At 41.9% G+C, this 15932-nt stretch carries 15 protein-coding genes; 8 read left to right on the plus strand and 7 right to left on the minus strand.

What is annotated here, in order from left to right; all coding sequences use genetic code 11:
* Positions 1-12 precede the first annotated feature (12 nt).
* Together N480_RS18950 and N480_RS18955 are read right to left on the minus strand one after the other, a co-directional pair.
* Positions 13-2013, minus strand: coding sequence for an aminotransferase class V-fold PLP-dependent enzyme (locus N480_RS18950; RefSeq protein ID WP_081231925.1), 2001 nt, complete (start codon positions 2011-2013; stop codon positions 13-15).
* A gap of 117 nt (positions 2014-2130) precedes the next feature.
* Positions 2131-3198, minus strand: a complete 1068-nt coding sequence (locus N480_RS18955) for an AI-2E family transporter (RefSeq protein ID WP_063373996.1) — start codon at positions 3196-3198, stop codon at positions 2131-2133.
* 530 nt (positions 3199-3728) lie between these two features.
* Here N480_RS18955 and N480_RS18965 point away from each other — a divergent pair.
* From N480_RS18965 to N480_RS18985, 5 genes are all read left to right on the plus strand, one after another.
* Entirely contained in the window at positions 3729-4394 is a 666-nt protein-coding gene (locus N480_RS18965; protein WP_063373998.1) for a hypothetical protein, read from the plus strand.
* A 1-nt stretch (position 4395) separates the two neighbouring features.
* Complete coding sequence (locus tag N480_RS18970; protein ID WP_063373999.1) at positions 4396-5847, plus strand: M48 family metalloprotease; 1452 nt, start codon at positions 4396-4398, stop codon at positions 5845-5847.
* A 127-nt stretch (positions 5848-5974) separates the two neighbouring features.
* A complete protein-coding gene (arsC, locus tag N480_RS18975; protein WP_063374000.1) occupies positions 5975-6322 on the plus strand; it encodes an arsenate reductase (glutaredoxin) in 348 nt (115 codons plus the stop codon).
* 2 nt (positions 6323-6324) lie between these two features.
* Positions 6325-6879 (plus strand): NAD(P)H-dependent oxidoreductase, encoded by a 555-nt coding sequence (locus tag N480_RS18980; RefSeq protein ID WP_155732897.1) that lies wholly within the window; start codon positions 6325-6327, stop codon positions 6877-6879.
* Positions 6876-7310 carry a DUF2069 domain-containing protein gene (locus N480_RS18985; protein ID WP_063374002.1) on the plus strand — a complete coding sequence of 145 codons (435 nt, stop codon included), beginning with the start codon at positions 6876-6878 and terminating at the stop codon, positions 7308-7310. Before N480_RS18980 ends, N480_RS18985 begins: the two co-directional genes overlap by 4 nt.
* 102 nt (positions 7311-7412) lie before the next feature.
* Here N480_RS18985 and N480_RS18990 read toward each other — a convergent pair whose 3' ends face one another.
* Positions 7413-7733, minus strand: coding sequence for an RnfH family protein (locus N480_RS18990; RefSeq protein ID WP_063374003.1), 321 nt, complete (start codon positions 7731-7733; stop codon positions 7413-7415).
* Complete coding sequence (locus N480_RS18995; RefSeq protein WP_063374004.1) at positions 7733-8167, minus strand: type II toxin-antitoxin system RatA family toxin; 435 nt, start codon at positions 8165-8167, stop codon at positions 7733-7735. Before N480_RS18995 ends, N480_RS18990 begins: the two co-directional genes overlap by 1 nt.
* Before the next feature lie 142 nt (positions 8168-8309).
* On the opposite strand from N480_RS18995, the gene smpB reads away from it, so the two are divergent.
* Positions 8310-8789 (plus strand): SsrA-binding protein SmpB, encoded by a 480-nt coding sequence (gene smpB, locus N480_RS19000; RefSeq protein WP_023401520.1) that lies wholly within the window; start codon positions 8310-8312, stop codon positions 8787-8789.
* Between the two features lie 275 nt (positions 8790-9064).
* On the opposite strand, the gene fabB is transcribed toward smpB, so the two are convergent.
* On the minus strand, positions 9065-10279 hold the full coding sequence (gene fabB / locus N480_RS19005; RefSeq protein ID WP_063374005.1) for a beta-ketoacyl-ACP synthase I: 1215 nt from the start codon (positions 10277-10279) through the stop codon (positions 9065-9067).
* 181 nt (positions 10280-10460) lie between these two features.
* Here fabB and mnmC point away from each other — a divergent pair, with 181 nt between their 5' ends.
* Positions 10461-12446, plus strand: coding sequence for a bifunctional tRNA (5-methylaminomethyl-2-thiouridine)(34)-methyltransferase MnmD/FAD-dependent 5-carboxymethylaminomethyl-2-thiouridine(34) oxidoreductase MnmC (gene mnmC, locus N480_RS19010; RefSeq protein ID WP_063374006.1), 1986 nt, complete (start codon positions 10461-10463; stop codon positions 12444-12446).
* 27 nt (positions 12447-12473) lie between these two features.
* On the opposite strand, the gene N480_RS19015 is transcribed toward mnmC, so the two are convergent.
* Positions 12474-13337, minus strand: a complete 864-nt coding sequence (locus N480_RS19015; RefSeq protein ID WP_419554952.1) for an OmpA family protein — start codon at positions 13335-13337, stop codon at positions 12474-12476.
* Between the two features lie 223 nt (positions 13338-13560).
* Between N480_RS19015 and rnt the strand changes: the two genes are divergently transcribed.
* Complete coding sequence (gene rnt, locus N480_RS19020) at positions 13561-14229, plus strand: ribonuclease T (protein ID WP_063374008.1); 669 nt, start codon at positions 13561-13563, stop codon at positions 14227-14229.
* Positions 14230-14282: 53 nt separating this feature from the next.
* On the opposite strand, the gene N480_RS19025 is transcribed toward rnt, so the two are convergent.
* The gene (locus tag N480_RS19025) at positions 14283-15914 is read right to left on the minus strand and encodes a DUF342 domain-containing protein (protein ID WP_063374009.1); all 1632 of its coding nucleotides are present in this window, start codon (positions 15912-15914) and stop codon (positions 14283-14285) included.
* Positions 15915-15932 lie beyond the last annotated feature (18 nt).

Genomic DNA, 15932 nt, shown 5'->3' on the forward strand with positions numbered 1-15932 from the left:
TGTGTGGCGCTATTAAATCAGCGCCAATCCACCCTTTAAATTCGCAACATGCTTAAAACCTAACTTTATTAGTGTTTCTTGCACCTTCTGTGAACGTGAACCTGTGCGGCATATCAGTAAATAAGGCGTACATTCATTTAACTGTTTTTCCATAACCGCATTAGCGAGGCGGCCTCTTGGAATATTCATTAACTTTGAACTACCTCCCTTTGTAAATAGCGCTTTGACATATTCTTTAGATGCTTCATGCTCCACTATATCCCTCACATCCAAAGCGACCCCTTCAAATTGAGATAGCCAGCTTTTAGCTTCTTCAACAGAGTTAAGTTCGATTGGTTCGGAGATGTTCAACCCTCTCTTTTTGTTAGCCAAGTCAAACACTACACCGCGAGGCGTGACTAGGGTTTCGTGTAAACACAATTTTGCAGTTTCTTCCTCGGCAAACCGAATCTTTTTACCATTGGTAAAGCGCAATAAATACGTTGGTGAAAGCTCCGTTCCTTGCTGTTTCAAATTCCACTTCTGACAAGTGCGTGTTTCTACATAGCTGCACTCTTTACTTGGCTCTAACACAGAAACTAAACGCTCTTTCACACGTCGTTGCTCTGCTGAATCTTGTTTCAAAAGAACAGCTTTACAGGTCAGCCTTTGAGACAAAATAAGGCGCGAAAGTTTTTGAATGACCCCTTCAATCGGGTTGTAAACAATCGCCTCTAGATCCTCTGTTACATACAACCAGCTACTTTGGTTGTCGTATTCTAACTGTGTTAGCCCAATCAAATTAGCGCACTGTGCTGATGGCTTTTCAATATTTTTTAAAAATAGCTTTTGCAATGACGGCTTTAAACTGCGGATCGCTGCGCACGCGTTTTCAATAAACTCAATATTATCAGCGGGACCAAAAGACAGTCTGATTGCATTTTCGCATTGCCATGGCGTTAATCCCATCGCTTCTAGCACAAAGCTGCTTGATGCACCGGCGCTGCAGGCCGATCCTCCACTCACTCTGATCCCGGCTGCATCAAATAAGTCCATCACTTCTTTGTTAGTTAGGTAAGCCACAGAAAAGTTTATTGTTGTCGCAACACTAAGCTCTGAGGCGTTATGATAAGATACCTCTTCAAACGTGTTATTTAGTGCCTCAACTAATAATTGCCGGTGCTGTTGCAACTGCTCTTTTGAACTAAACAGGCTATTTTTGCTTATCAATATTTCAAATAATGCTTTTAACCCCGCAATACCAGGCAAATTTTCAGTACCAGAACGCATTCCTGATTCTTGCCCACCACCTGCAATAAAAGGGGTATACGGCCGCCCATCGCGGATATACAAAAAACCGACCCCTTTAGGAGCATAGAGTTTATGCCCTGAAAATGGAGCATAATCTATCGAGATTGTATCCATATTTAACGGAACTTTCCCCAAGGCTTGTACGCAGTCGACTAACCAAGCCGCATCAATATTTGCCCCTCTAATTACTTCTTCTAGTCGCTTTAAATCTTGTTTTACACCCGTTTCATTATTGACTGCCATAGTACATATCATTACCGCTTGGCGCCCATATTCAGCGATAAAATTAAGGTCCAATAAGCCCATTTTGTCGACTGGTATTTCTAAAATACGCGCATTGAGTCCCAGCATTTTATTCCAATGAATGAGCGTATTGGGTACTGCTTTGTGTTCGGTCGCACCATAAAGTAGTACTGGTGAGTCATAATGTAGTTGCCCGCTCTGGAGATAGTCACTAATTGCCGAGACAACAGCGGTTTGGATCCCTTCGGTTGCACCTGATGTAAACAACAATTCACCTGATTGTGAGCCAATCACTTTACGCCCTAATGACCGTGTTTCTTCTAGTAATCGCTTAGCTTTAACACCCGTGATATGTGCACTTGATGGGTTGCCAAAATCAGTCTGCATCGCGCCTATCACACTCGTTGCAATGGTTTCTATGACAGGGGTTGTGGCATTGGCATCCAAGTAAATGGGCTGAAATGAAGGGGATAGATTCACGGGCACAACTTATAACTAAATGAAATATGTTATTTCATTTTACACAGTAGTTATCACTTAGTTAAGCCGATTTTTCCATGAATATCGCAAAAAAGGGGCTAATGCCCCTTTTTTAAATTAATTGTTTTGTAAACTGTTGTGGCTAGTTGACCAAGCGTTTCCAAGAGCCTTAACTAACGATGCCAGAGGTATCGCGAAAAACACTCCCCAGAAGCCCCATAGCCCGCCAAAAAACAACACCGCAACGATTATGTAAACAGGGTTTAAATCAACGGCTTCTGAGAATAAAAGCGGAACAAGTAAGTTCCCATCTAAGGCTTGAATAATGCCGTAAACTATAAGAATGGTCCAAAACTCTGGTGCAATACCGAATTGAAATAACGCGACGGCTGCCACAGGAATAGTAACTAAGGCTGCCCCAATAAAAGGAATTAATACAGATAGCCCGACTAAAGTTCCCAAAAGAGCAGCATATCTCAACTCGAGCACTGCAAAAGCAATAAAGCTAGTCCCACCCACTATCACAATTTCAATCACTTTACCGCGAATGTAATTCATTATTTGGTGGTCCATTTCTTCCCAAACTTGTGTGATTAAGCGACGATCTTTTGGGATCAGCTGTTTAATACCGGAAGTTAAAGGCTCCTTGTCTTTAAGCATAAAGAATACAAGTAAAGGCACTAGAATGAGGTAAATCAACCACGCGACAAAGTCCTTGATGGATGTCAAAGACACAGAAACAATTAATTCTCCCAGCGCAACGACTTTACTTTCCACGGCCGCTACAATGTTTTGAACCTGTTGAACCGAAATAAGATTTGGATAGTTGTCAGGCAAATGGAGTAAATAGTCTTTGCCTTTTTCTATCATACTGGGCGCTTCTTGAACTAGATTACTTGTTTGAGTCCACAGTACAGGCACAATCACCAACATCAATGCCAGTACCACTCCAATAAACCCTAGCATCACTATGTTTGTTGACATAATTCGACTTGGTAGCACTCTTTGCAGCCTTGTCACAGGCCAGTCTAATAAATAAGCAATAACGAGTGCCACGAGTACAGGAATAACAAAAGCGCCGAAAAAATACAGCATTGTCCCTGTAAATAACAAAAGGAGCAGTAAAGTGACTGAGTCAGGATCAGAGAATTTATCTTGGTACCAAGATTTAATAAGTTCAAACATCCGTGCTGCGCACCTCTATAAAATTTATATTACTGTCGGTTGTTACCGAGAAGCTCATTTTTTGACTTTCTAAATATCTTACCACGTCACTTATATCCTGCTCTTTACTATAGCTAAATCTGATTACACCAACATGATCTCTGTTGGTTTTTAACTGCCACTTAAACTGGACAAATAATTGCGGACATTTGTAGCGCCGAAGATCTACTGCATAGGTATTTTGTTCGTTCATATTATCAATATGCAAAAGTACACTCCCAAACCCTATCAAAAATTAATAGCGCAAACGTTACGATTAACCTAAAAATCACAATTTACAACTTTTGGTTAAATTTATTCTACATACCTGATATAAAAGCAAAGTCTCTACATTTGTATGTAATAAAACACAATCCGCTTTATAGAGTATATAAGCACTTGGTGGCAAGTAATAAATTGTACGTTTAGGTAATAATTAAACTTTGTTTCTATGGCTTGTATCTAGGCAATGGTTTATTCTTATAGATACAACAAGCATTACGGGAAACCACATGCCACGAGCAAATAACAAGGCACGTTTGCCGGCTAACCCAACATTAAAAGAGATCAATTGGTACAAAAAACAAATCAATTGGGGTGAGCTTCCTCCTTTCTATCACCTTGTTGCTTCTTCAGTTAGTGAGAGTGAAGGTATTTTTCAGCATGGCTTTGATAATGCGATCAAGCGCCTGATTGATAAACGGAATTGGAATTTACACCTGCTAGACGGGTACGAGGACGATAACGGCATCATTCATTGCGAAAATGCTCCAAAAATTCATTTGCATCAAGTTTTTACAGACAGGGGCTTCGAGCTCTGGGCATATCCAATAGCACGTAACGTAAAAGTCGATACCTATCTTAAAGATAACAAGTTTCTGGAATTTAATGTCTGGGATCCCCACGCAATGAAGACACTAATACGCTTTAGCCAACTACATAAATTTATTAGGTTTTATTTTGAACGTGGAGACATTGCAGACAAGGCTCTGATACTTCATGCGCACAAAGTCGTTCATCAAACTATCTCTCTTTTGAAAAGAGAATTGAACGTTGTGTGTGTTGATGGGGTCTCAATAAAAGATTTTTATATGTTATGTGAGAAAGACGCCAGAGCATGCGAAGATGAAATCAACCTCGCAAAAATCATGCTCGGCGATGATTTAAAGAAGGACTAGAATGCAATTTAAAAAAGCAATTGTAACCACTTTGTGCGCCCTCTCTCTGAGTTTTTCTGCTGCTAGCCAGGCAAAGTCCGATTTTAAGTTACCAGATCTCGGAACATCTGCTGTGCAAGTACTACCAATTGAAAAGGAGCGGCTCATAGGCGATGTCATGATGATGCAGATACGCTCTGGTTCTCCGTTAGTACAAGACCCTGTTCTAGATGAATATTTAACCACATTAGGCAACAAGCTTGTCGCCAATGCGAATGATGTAAGGTTTCCATTTACGTTTTTTTGGTTAGATAATAAAGCCATTAATGCATTTGCATTCTACGGCGGTCATGTTGGGGTCCATACAGGCCTACTTGCACAGTCAGACAATGAAAGCCAACTTGCTTCGGTCTTAGGGCACGAAATTGCCCACGTGACACAGCGACATTTGGCGAGACGAATTCAGCAGGCTAAGGACAACAGTGCACTTACAATTGCAGGCTTAATTACCGGGATCTTGGCAACCGTCGTCGCCCCAGATGCAGGCATGGCAATTCTTGCTGCAAATAGTACGCAAGCCTCTTTGAGTCAATTAACACACAGCCGTAAGGCTGAACGAGAAGCAGACCGATTTGGTATGCAAACTCTTGAAAGAGCTGGTTACGATCCATACGCAGCCAGTGAGTTTTTAACCAAACTCGCTGCGCAAGTAAGGTTTCAAAATAAGCCCCCCGCATTTCTACTAACGCACCCATTGCCTGAATCTCGCGTTTCGGACGTGCGTCTTCGGGCGCAACAGTACCCAAAGAGATACGTCCAAAGTAGCGATGACTTTCATTACGCTAAAAGCCGAGTCATGGCTCGCTATCATATGAAAGAAGCGGACGCACAAGCTTTCTTTGAAAACCAGTTAAGAACGAGTTCTGCGCTAGATAAAAGTGATTTACAGTACGGCCTTGCCATTGCTTTGCTCGACCAAGATAAATATCAACAAGCAGAAGCAATTATTAAAAAGCTATTGGCATCAAAGCCAAATAACTTGTTCTTTTTAGATGTGTATACCGACATTAAAATTGGTCAAGAAAAGTATGAAGAGGCAATTGCGCTACTAGATAAAAAGCACCAGCTCAGACCAAACAATCAGGTCATCACGCTTAATTTGGCGAATATCGCGATTAAAGCAGCGCAATACAACAAAGCAGAGCAATTATTGAAAGTATTTTTGCTTGATAAGCCAAATCACGTACTTGCAAAACAACTGCTCACAGATACCTACAAGCTCAGCAAAAATAAAGCAGCTTATCATGAAGCTAATGCTAGTTTGCTGTCACATTATGGTGCATTCATGAAAGCTGCAGATGAAGTTCAAAAAGCACTCAATTTTGTTGAAAAAGAAGACGAAATTAAACGTCTTAGATTGAAGGCCCTACTGGCAAACTACCGAAATATGCAAAAAGAGTTAGCAAAGCTCTAAGCCACCATTTTCTGCCTAACAATCGAAATGATGTAATTTAACTCATCATAAATGTTAGGCAGTATGATTTTGTTAAGATACAATCTCACCCAATTAGAAAAACAAATTCGCTTACTAAGGGATTCTTATGTCTGTCATAATTTATCACAACCCTCGTTGCTCTAAGTCTAGACAAACACTAGCGTTACTAGAGGAAAACTCAATTCAACCTGAAGTGGTTGAGTATTTAAAAACACCTGTCGACGCCGCTACTTTAGATTCACTTATCTCAAAGCTTGGTTTTGAATCTGCACATCAGTTGGTACGAAACAAAGAAACCATATACAAAGAATTAGGCCTAAGCAAAGATAGTGATGAACAAACACTTCGAAAAGCGATGATTGAAAACCCGAAACTTATTGAGCGTCCAATCGTGGTTAAAGGTGATAAAGCAGCTTTAGGCCGTCCGCCAGAGTCTGTATTAGAGATCATTTAAATATTATGCCTGTAATTCTAGTTCTTTATCATTCCAGTCAAGGCTCTGTATCTGCAATGGCGGATGAAATTTACGATACTCTCAGCGCGCTAGGCGCTGAGGTGAGGTTGCGCACTTTTGTGCAGAGGCAAGCTCATGACGTTGTCGTGACAAAACAAGATTTAATCGAATGTGATGGCCTTGCATTTGGCTCACCAACACGTTTTGGCATGATGGCAGCCCAAGCTAAAACATTTTGGGAAACCACCAGCGATTTGTGGTTAAAGGGGCAGCTTATAGACAAACCTGCATGTGTATTTTCTTCCTCCAGCAGTATGCATGGTGGAAATGAAGCAACTTTGTTGAACCTATCGCTACCCCTACTCCATCATGGCATGATGTTAATGGGTGTACCTTATGACGTGCCAGAATTACTGTCTACAACAAGCGGTGGTACACCTTATGGTGCAAGCCACGTAGCTGGAATGGATAATAGCCCAGAGCTAACAGAGACCGAAGTGAAAATCTGTAGGGCCATAGCTACGCGCCTTTTCAACGTATCTAAAAAGTTATTATGAGCCAGATCCCAAAGCAACCTACAACAAAACTGTTTTATAAACTCGCCCTATTCGGCTATGTTGGTTTATTAATCTTAATGCCAGTATGGCTGTTTCTTATCTCGCCTAGAGAAGGGCACAGCATCGGCTTTATGTTTGTAGTATATATATTGCCCCTGCTTTTACCGCTCAGAGGCATTATCAAAGACAAGCCATACACGTTTGCATGGGCCAACTTCATCGTCTTAATATATTTTATTCATGGCTTTACTTTGCTTTGGATCTCAAGCAGCGAACTTGTCTGGGTACTCCTAGAGCTTCTTTTTTCTACTTGTATGTTTATCGGCTGTACTTATTATGCACGTCATCGTGGACAGGAGTTGGGCCTTAAAATACGTAAATTGAAAGAAGACTTAGCTGATGAAAAATCAGCTCATGAAAACGAGCGCTAAGGCCATTCATCGAGCTAACTTCTATTAGCACTAATACAGAAAAGCCACGTACTCTCGTGGCTTTTTCAACAGTAATAAAAGTCGCGCCAGCATAAAGCTAGGCTATGCCTTGGCTCTGCCACCAGTAATTTTATTTGCACGGCCCTCTTCTTTTGCCTTGTCAGCACGCCTTCTTCTCGCTTCTTTTGGATCAGCAATCAAAGGACGATAAACTTCGATTCTATCTCCATCTTTGACAACTTGATGCAACTTCACTGTTCTGTTCCAAATACCCAAACTTAAATCAGTCGGTTCTATTTCTGGACAACGTTCTAAAATCCCTGATTGTAAGACGACTTGTTCAGCAGATGTGCCTTCGGCGACATCCACCGTTACAGTTGTTGCTTTGTCCGGTAATGCAAAAACCACTTCCACTTTTATCATTATCTAACTCCATACACAGACTTAGCACGTTGAGTAAATGCTGAGACCATGTTTTTGGCAACTTCATTAAATACTTTACCAAATGCAAGTTCGATCAATTTGCTCGCGAATTCAAACTCAAGCTTTAGGTTCACTTTGCACGCTTGTTCATCTAACTCAACAAATTCCCAATAACCTTGCAAGGATTTAAATGGCCCGTCAACTAATTGCATTTTGACCCTGTTACCTTCAAATATATTTTTGGTGGTAAACCACTTAGTCAGGCCCGCCTTAGTAATTTCTAGACTGGCCGTCATTTCTTCATTTGAACTACTTAATACCTTTGCACCAGAACAGTTTGGTAAGAAATCCGGATAGGCATTTACGTCATTAACCAGGTCAAACATTTCTTGTGTGCTGTACATCACCAATGCACTTTTTTCTACTTGCGGCATACGATCTCCAAACCTTTATCAGACCGATTTTACCAAGGTTTTTAAGATTTATCTTGTTTGCAGAGACACTGTAGGCGAAAATAAGCCATAAAAATTAAATAACACTGTTTTCCAATTCGATTTGTAGGTAGACTAAGCCATTATGGCAAAGAAAAAATCAAATAAATCAACAAGCAATACCATCGCGTTAAATAAAAAAGCGCGTCATGAGTATTTTTTACACGATAAGTTCGAAGCAGGTATGGAACTACAAGGTTGGGAAGTGAAAAGCATCCGAGCTGGCAAAGTTAATATCTCTGAAACTTATATTCATCTAAAAGACGGCGAAGCATTTTTGTTAGGCAGTCAAATTCAGCCATTAAATAGCGCTTCTACCCACGTGATATGTGACCCTTTACGTTATCGCAAATTGCTTTTGAATAAGCGCGAGATTGACCGTCTTATCGGTGCAACTGAGCGCGATGGCTTCTCATTGGTTGCAACAGCAATGTACTGGAAAAAATGCTGGGTTAAACTTGAGTTTCACCTTGCTAAAGGTAAAAAGATGCATGACAAACGCGCTGACATCAAAGACCGAGATTGGTCTAGAGATAAAGAGCGCTTAATGAAGCATAAAGTCTAAGCCTGCCCATCATAGTAGCCGCTAATTTCATTGTGGCTACTCAACCTGTTTCTTATCCTAAATAGCCGTCAAACAAAATATTGATTTTGCTAACTTCCATGTAATCCAAGTAACCTCAGAGGCATCAGTACAGAGTATTGAGGAGATATTGAGATACCGAATTGAGCTTGAAGTTCGCGTTGTATCAAAGATAAGCATAGAGTTAAGTGACGCTGCTACAGCACCACCATGTATAAAAAAAGCCCTTTCGGGCTTTTTTCTTGGGTTAGTTAAGATTAACCCTTATATTTTTGCACAACCAATGTTGCATTGGTGCCACCGAAGCCAAAGCTATTAGACATTACGGTATTTAACTCAACTTCACGACGTTCAGTTACGATATCTAAGCCTTTTGCTTGTTCATCTAACTCGTCAATGTTAATTGATGGAGTGATGAAGTTATTTTCAAGCATTAATACTGAGTAAATTGCTTCATGAACGCCAGCCGCGCCCAGTGCATGTCCTGTCATCGCTTTAGTTGCACTGATTGCTGGAGAGTTATCACCAAATAGCTCTTGAATTGCGCCCAACTCTTTCACGTCACCAACAGGCGTTGAAGTACCGTGCGTATTAAGGTAATCAATATCACCTTCAACCGTTGCCATTGCCTGTTTCATACAACGTACAGCACCTTCACCTGATGGTGCAACCATGTCGTAGCCATCAGACGTTGCACCGTAGCCCACAATCTCACCATAGATATGTGCACCACGTGCTAAGGCATGCTCTAGCTCTTCGATAACCATGATGCCACCACCACCAGAGATAACAAAACCATCACGGTTTGCATCGTAAGTACGAGACGCTTTTTCTGGTTCTTCATTATATTTAGTAGAAAGCGCGCCCATCGCATCAAATTCCATTGCTAGAGTCCAGTGCAGTTCTTCACCACCACCAGCGAAAATTACATCTTGTTTTCCAAGCTGAATTTGCTCTACTGCGTGTCCTACACAGTGTGCAGAAGTTGCACATGCAGAGCTGATTGAATAGTTAACGCCTTTAATCTTGAATGGCGTAGCAAGACATGCAGACGTCGTACTAGCCATAGTACGAGGTACCATGTAAGGACCAACACGTTTAACACCGCGCTCACGCAATATGTCTGCTGCTTCAACTTGGTACTTAGAAGAACCACCACCTGAGCCAACAACAAGGCCAGTACGTTCGTTCGAAACTTGCTCTTCATTCAAACCTGAGTCTTCAATAGCCTGTGCCATTGCAATGTAAGAATACGCAGCAGCATCCCCCATAAAACGGTGCGCTTTACGGTCAACCAGTGATTTTACGTCGATGTCAATTTTACCAGACACGTTACTACGTAGATTCATGTCTGCAAATTCTTGGTTAAAAGCAATACCACTTTTACCCGCTTTCAAAGATTCTAATACTTCTTGCTTGTTGTTACCGATGCTAGATACAACACCGATCCCCGTAATAACGGCTCTTCTCATGGGTAATTCCCTTAGGACTTAAAAAAATTAGGTGTATTCTACGCGGAAAATGCTAATCAAGTGGTCAGCTTTCCAGCGTACACACGTACTCTGAACTGATATTTGCAAAATTGCAACGGACTAATGCAAATAAAAGCAGTAAAATAGCGATTAATTACAGAAGGTATTCTAACGTATTTCTATGATAAGTAACGCACAAATCCACTTTAACGACGCCGGCACGCCTGTTGCCGATAATTTTGATGACGTTTATTTCTCTAATGACGATGGACTTGCTGAGTCTAATTATGTCTTTTTTGAACAAAACAATTTACCAGAACGCTTCAACAATCACCCAAGACCCCACTTTGTTATTGCTGAAACAGGGTTTGGTACTGGGCTTAACTTTTTAAATAGTTGGGCACGTTTTAACAACAGATCAAAAGATTCAAACATTGAACGTCTTTACTTTATCTCTTTCGAGAAATACCCAATCAAGTTAGAAGATTTAAAACAAGCGTTAAAAGCTTGGCCTTCTCTTCAGTCTCTGTCAGATCAACTTTGTGAACAATACCCAATGGCATTACAAGGTTGTCACCGTCTTGAATTTGAACAAGGCCGAGTGATTCTTGACCTGTGGTTCGGAGACGTTCAAGCATCCTTACCTCAAATTGCATATAAGAATAAGGGGTTAGTAGATGCTTGGTACCTTGATGGGTTTGCACCGAGTAAAAACCCCGATATGTGGCAGCAATCATTGTTTGACGCCATGGCAAACCTAAGTCAGAGCAATGCAACATTTGCCACTTTCACAGCTGCCGGTTTTGTTAGGCGAGGTCTGCAAGAGGCAGGGTTCGACTGCAAAAAAGTCAAAGGCTACGGTAGAAAAAGAGAGATGGTGATTGGTCAGTTAGAAAGCGCGACGCCTCACCAAACGACACCTACCTATTTCCAACAAAATAAAGCGTCGCTCGATAATGTCGCGATAATTGGTGGAGGTATTGCTACAAGTTGCTTACTGTACAATTTGGCAAAAAGAGGCGTAAAAGCGACGCTATTTTGTGAGGATGATGCGCTAGCGCAAGGCGCATCTCATAATCGACAAGGCGCTGTTTATCCAAACTTACAAAGTGAATTTGGAATTCCTTCCGAGTTTTACGCACATAGTTTTTTGTATGCTCTACGATTTTATCAATCATTGGCCCAACAAGAATATAACTTCGCTCATCAATGGTGTGGTGTATTGTTGCAAAGTGTCACCGAAGCGAAAAAACTGCAACATCACAAAATAGCAAGCAGCTCGCTCTACCCAGAGCAACTCATCAAATCAGTCACAACAGAGCAAGCGCAAAAAATTTCGAGCATTGACACACCTTACGGCGGTCTATTTATTGAGCAAGGTGGGTGGGTAAGTCCACCAGAGCTAACACAGGCTGTTTTTGATGCGGCAAATGATCTAGTTCCGAGTAGAGCGCATTTTAACACTTGCATCGATAAATTGGAGCGAAAGCAGGATGGCTGGTACTTGATTTCAAAAGAAACTGAAATTGGGCCATTCTCAGAAGTATTTGTATGTGCAGGAGAGCATAGCGATCGCTTCGAACAAACAAAAGACATTGGTATTCACGGCGTTCGAGGCCAAGTATCACATATTGAAGCGGGTGAAGCGTCTGAAAAACTCTCGACGGTACTTTGTCACAAAGGTTACTTCACTCCGAGTCAAAACGGCCAGCATTGCATGGGGGCTACCTTTGAAAAACACTCTAAATCGAGACAAATCAAAGAGCAAGACAACATTACCAATCGTGAGCAATTAGCAAACTTTTATGCGGGGACTGAATTCGACACCAGCCTAGGAGGCGTTAAAAGTGCCAAGGCAGCTGTAAGGTGCTGCTTTAATGACCACACGCCGATGATTGGACAAGTGCAACAGAAAGAAGATGTAATCCAAGCTTATCGCAACCTTAGCAAGGGTAAGTCTTATGACTTTTCACCTCAAGCGCTTCCGCATCAAGGTCTACATATAGTAACAGGGTTTGGCGCAAGAGGCTTATGTACAGCACCGATGGTTACTGAGCACTTAGTCGCGAGTCTCTTTGAAGAGCCACTTCCATTCAGTGAACGTGTACATGAGGCGCTACACCCATCAAGACTGTACGTAAGAGATCTGATCCGCAATAAGATTTAATAAACCTTGCAATCCTCCAAGCCCTGTCTAGGGCTTGGATATTTGAATGATAACGCGTCGGTTTGTTTCTCGACCAATTGGTGTAGTATTAATTGCCACATGACGTTTTTCACCAAAACCATCTGAGACTATCTTATTGGCTGGTACGCCCTTACTAGCCATGTAATCCTTGATTGCCATAGCCCGCTTTTTAGATAAATTGAGGTTGACGTTTTTAGCACCGTAGCTGTCTGAATAAGCCGAAATGTAAATAGAATCGATGTCAGGATCGTTATTTAAATACTCGCCTATCATATCTAACCTTTTACGTGAAGATTGAGTCAACTCGCTGGAGTTTTGACGGTAGTTCATGACTACAAAAGCAATATCTTCAAAGCTGTAAGGTAAAAGATTGTCTCTGCATTGTAAAAACTCCCAGTAAGACTTCTTAAAGTTTACCGAAGACAATGACACCGATATTTGATCATGCTTATTGTTCCAATCTTCATAATAAAAAGTAGGCTGATACCCTTTTTCTAACTCTGTTAGCATTTCCCAAGCAACGGGGTTGCCTAATTCGCCATCAAACTTTTTCAGCAACGACATTTTGCCCATACTTCTTGCCGGCATGCCTGCACGCCAACTGGGTGGCACCGACTCTAACCCAGCAAAATCGTAGCTCTCGGGCCTGATAACCATGTCCAAGTTAAAAGTAAGATCTTTATTTTTGCTTGCTGTGGAGCTAAAAATAGCTTCTCCATAGTAAGGAACGTTATGAGACAATGTGCACGACAAACGAGTTGTACGATCAACCATCCACTTAGAACTATCTACCGAGGCACTATATTGCCGCATAGCACTTTGCGCAGGCCAAACAACTGATAACACAATTGTTGCAACTAAGATGTTGATATTACGCTTCACTTTTCTTACCTCAAGCAATGTAGCCATTTTTCAGGCAACGCATCTTTAACCTGAATGTTCTTACTGCACTAATTTAAGCAATTAGCGTACCGTTTTAGTATGTCAAAAATGCTGTTATGCATAAAAATAGTTATTTATCAGCTTATACTAAATAGCATCTTGGCGCACGATCAGTATAATAGGCGGCTCGATTTAGAAAACCAAGTTGACCATGGCAGAACAAGAGCAATCCCTATTCGCAAAGCGCTTTCGCGGCTTTTTCCCCGTTGTAATTGATGTTGAGACAGCTGGATTTAATAAAGACACTGATGCCCTTTTAGAAATCGCTGTTAGCCTTTTGAAGATGAACGATGAGGGCGAGCTTAGTATCGATAACACATTGCATTTTCACGTTGCACCTTTTGAGGGTGCTAACATTGAGCAATCGGCAATAGAATTTAACGGCATAGACCCATTCTCCCCGCTGCGCGGAGCCGTTGAGGAAAGCGAAGCCATCAAAGAGATCTGTAAGGCAGTCAGAAAAGCGCAAAAAGACACAGGCTGCCAGCGCTCAGTTATCGTGGCACACAATGCCGCATTCGATCATGGCTTTCTAAACGCAGCTATCGAACGTAACAATATTAAGCGAACGCCTTTCCACCCATTTGTTAGCTTTGATACGACCTCACTCGCGGGACTCGCACTGGGTCAAACTGTGCTGGCAAAAGCCTGTAGAGCCGCAGGTATCGAATTTGACAACTCACAAGCCCATTCCGCGTTGTATGATACAGAGCGTACTGCGGAGTTATTTTGTCATATCGTTAATAAGTGGCAAGCACTGGGTGGATGGCCATTACCTCAGGAAGAAGAACAGCAGGTTCCGACTGGTGATGACGCGTAACTCTCACTGACAAAAAAAGCAGCCTTAGCTGCTTTTTTTTGGTTTAAATATAATTAATTATTAAACTCTTGGGTAATTTTGCCTTCATCGAGCTTTACAAGGTGTGGAGGGTAAATTCTAGAAAAAGAGCGGCTATCTTTTGCAATCGTCAGCTCGATACCCGGGTGCATTAATTCATTTACCTTTACACGGCTCAATTTAATTAAGCGTCTCAGTTTTTGCGCCACCAATTTACTATTTCGCACGTTGCGTTGATAATGCGTATCTAACCGCTTTTCTGTGATTTCAAGCTTTTTCAAATACGCATCACGTTTTTCAGATGCTTTCGTTTTCTTCGCTTTAATTTGCGCTCGCTTAATAGCAAGTAACTTATCAGAGAGCAGTTTATCTAGGTTTTTAAACTCGTTTTCTTTTTTCTTCAAATCGTACCAATCTTGAGCCAGTACAATTCTTGTGCGTGTACCTGATGGCGCACCTACTTCACCAGCCTCAATGCGCATCGCATTATATACATTTCCACCGATAAGCTTACCTCGAGGTGTGTCGCCCTTTCCTACCCTAATCAGCCGTTTAGATTTTAAATCGCAGTGCAGCGCCTGTCGCTCAATAAAGAGATCTTGATCTGATTCTATGTGGCAGTACTGGCCATAACCGACGGAGATGGTGCGCTTTGCCTTAATAATACAAGAAAAATCTTCACCCTCTATTCGTTTTCGTCCTATAGCACCGAGCATAACTGTAACTGCACTATCACTTTCCAGATGGGCAGACTCAACAAAACCAATAACGGTTATATCGCCAGTGGCTTTTATTTTCATCCCGTCTTTGACATCTCCGCTAACAACAACGCTGCCATCAAACTCTATGTGCCCAGTTGTGACATCAACATTGTCATAGCACAGTACATCATCTACTCGCATACCGCGAGGTACAGCGACAGGCACACCTTTCGCCTCGGCTATCAGAAGATTCGGATCATCTGGACTGACTTTAGTGCCTTCAGAGACCTGTAAGGTGAAATCTCTCCCAGGTTTTGGCTCAAGAATATCACCAAACACTGAGAAACCTTGCTCCCCAGGAGTCGGCGGCACACGCTTCATTAAAGGGCTACCCGGTTTGACCGTTATGATTGCCCCCAAGTCACGCATATCTACTTTACCACCCGACTTTTGTTGAGGGCTCAGTACTCTGTCTTGCGCTGTCATGCACAAACGTACAAATCGAGCATCAGTACCGTCTTTCGCTCTCACGCCATGTGCTACGATACCCGAATAAACACTTCCAGAAGGTTGCTCAAACTGCTGGCCTAAAAAGGTATCGAGTGCCCTTTCATTTATCCCCTTAACCACACCAGCACTTGTTAATGCAGCTCTTGCATCGTCGATTGAGATAAGTTTTCCGCCTCTTGCGGTTGTTAGCCGAGCTTCGGCCAGCATGTTATTTTCTTCGACATGGATCATAATAGACGCGTCAACAGCTCTCGCAACGATCAATAAATCCTTTTCTCGCTCATCTGATGGCGCAAACAATTGGCCAATATTGGCATGAATGACATCAAAGTCAGCATAAGGAGATTGCTCTAACAGCTCAACAAGCTGTGCAGCACTCGCGGGAAACCCCGAATGCGCGGGATGTTCCTTCATAGAAACATACCCAGACTCCTCATCAAAATGAAACAAAGACATCACTTCCTTCCTAAATAC

It is taken from the genome of Pseudoalteromonas luteoviolacea S2607 (genome assembly GCF_001625575.1).
Taxonomy (GTDB): Bacteria; Pseudomonadota; Gammaproteobacteria; order Enterobacterales; family Alteromonadaceae; genus Pseudoalteromonas; species Pseudoalteromonas luteoviolacea_E.

What these genes read in the sequence shown, in the direction of transcription:
- N480_RS18955 (WP_063373996.1), bottom strand. Translation starts at nt 3,198, where the DNA reads ATGTTTGAACTTATTAAATCTTGGTACCAAGATAAATTCTCTGATCCT.
- N480_RS18965 (WP_063373998.1), top strand. Translation starts at nt 3,729, where the DNA reads ATGCCACGAGCAAATAACAAGGCACGTTTGCCGGCTAACCCAACATTA.
- N480_RS18970 (WP_063373999.1), top strand. Translation starts at nt 4,396, where the DNA reads ATGCAATTTAAAAAAGCAATTGTAACCACTTTGTGCGCCCTCTCTCTG.
- arsC (WP_063374000.1), top strand. Translation starts at nt 5,975, where the DNA reads ATGTCTGTCATAATTTATCACAACCCTCGTTGCTCTAAGTCTAGACAA.
- N480_RS18985 (WP_063374002.1), top strand. Translation starts at nt 6,876, where the DNA reads ATGAGCCAGATCCCAAAGCAACCTACAACAAAACTGTTTTATAAACTC.
- N480_RS18990 (WP_063374003.1), bottom strand. Translation starts at nt 7,733, where the DNA reads ATGATAAAAGTGGAAGTGGTTTTTGCATTACCGGACAAAGCAACAACT.
- N480_RS18995 (WP_063374004.1), bottom strand. Translation starts at nt 8,167, where the DNA reads ATGCCGCAAGTAGAAAAAAGTGCATTGGTGATGTACAGCACACAAGAA.
- smpB (WP_023401520.1), top strand. Translation starts at nt 8,310, where the DNA reads ATGGCAAAGAAAAAATCAAATAAATCAACAAGCAATACCATCGCGTTA.
- fabB (WP_063374005.1), bottom strand. Translation starts at nt 10,279, where the DNA reads ATGAGAAGAGCCGTTATTACGGGGATCGGTGTTGTATCTAGCATCGGT.
- mnmC (WP_063374006.1), top strand. Translation starts at nt 10,461, where the DNA reads ATGATAAGTAACGCACAAATCCACTTTAACGACGCCGGCACGCCTGTT.
- rnt (WP_063374008.1), top strand. Translation starts at nt 13,561, where the DNA reads ATGGCAGAACAAGAGCAATCCCTATTCGCAAAGCGCTTTCGCGGCTTT.
- N480_RS19025 (WP_063374009.1), bottom strand. Translation starts at nt 15,914, where the DNA reads ATGTCTTTGTTTCATTTTGATGAGGAGTCTGGGTATGTTTCTATGAAG.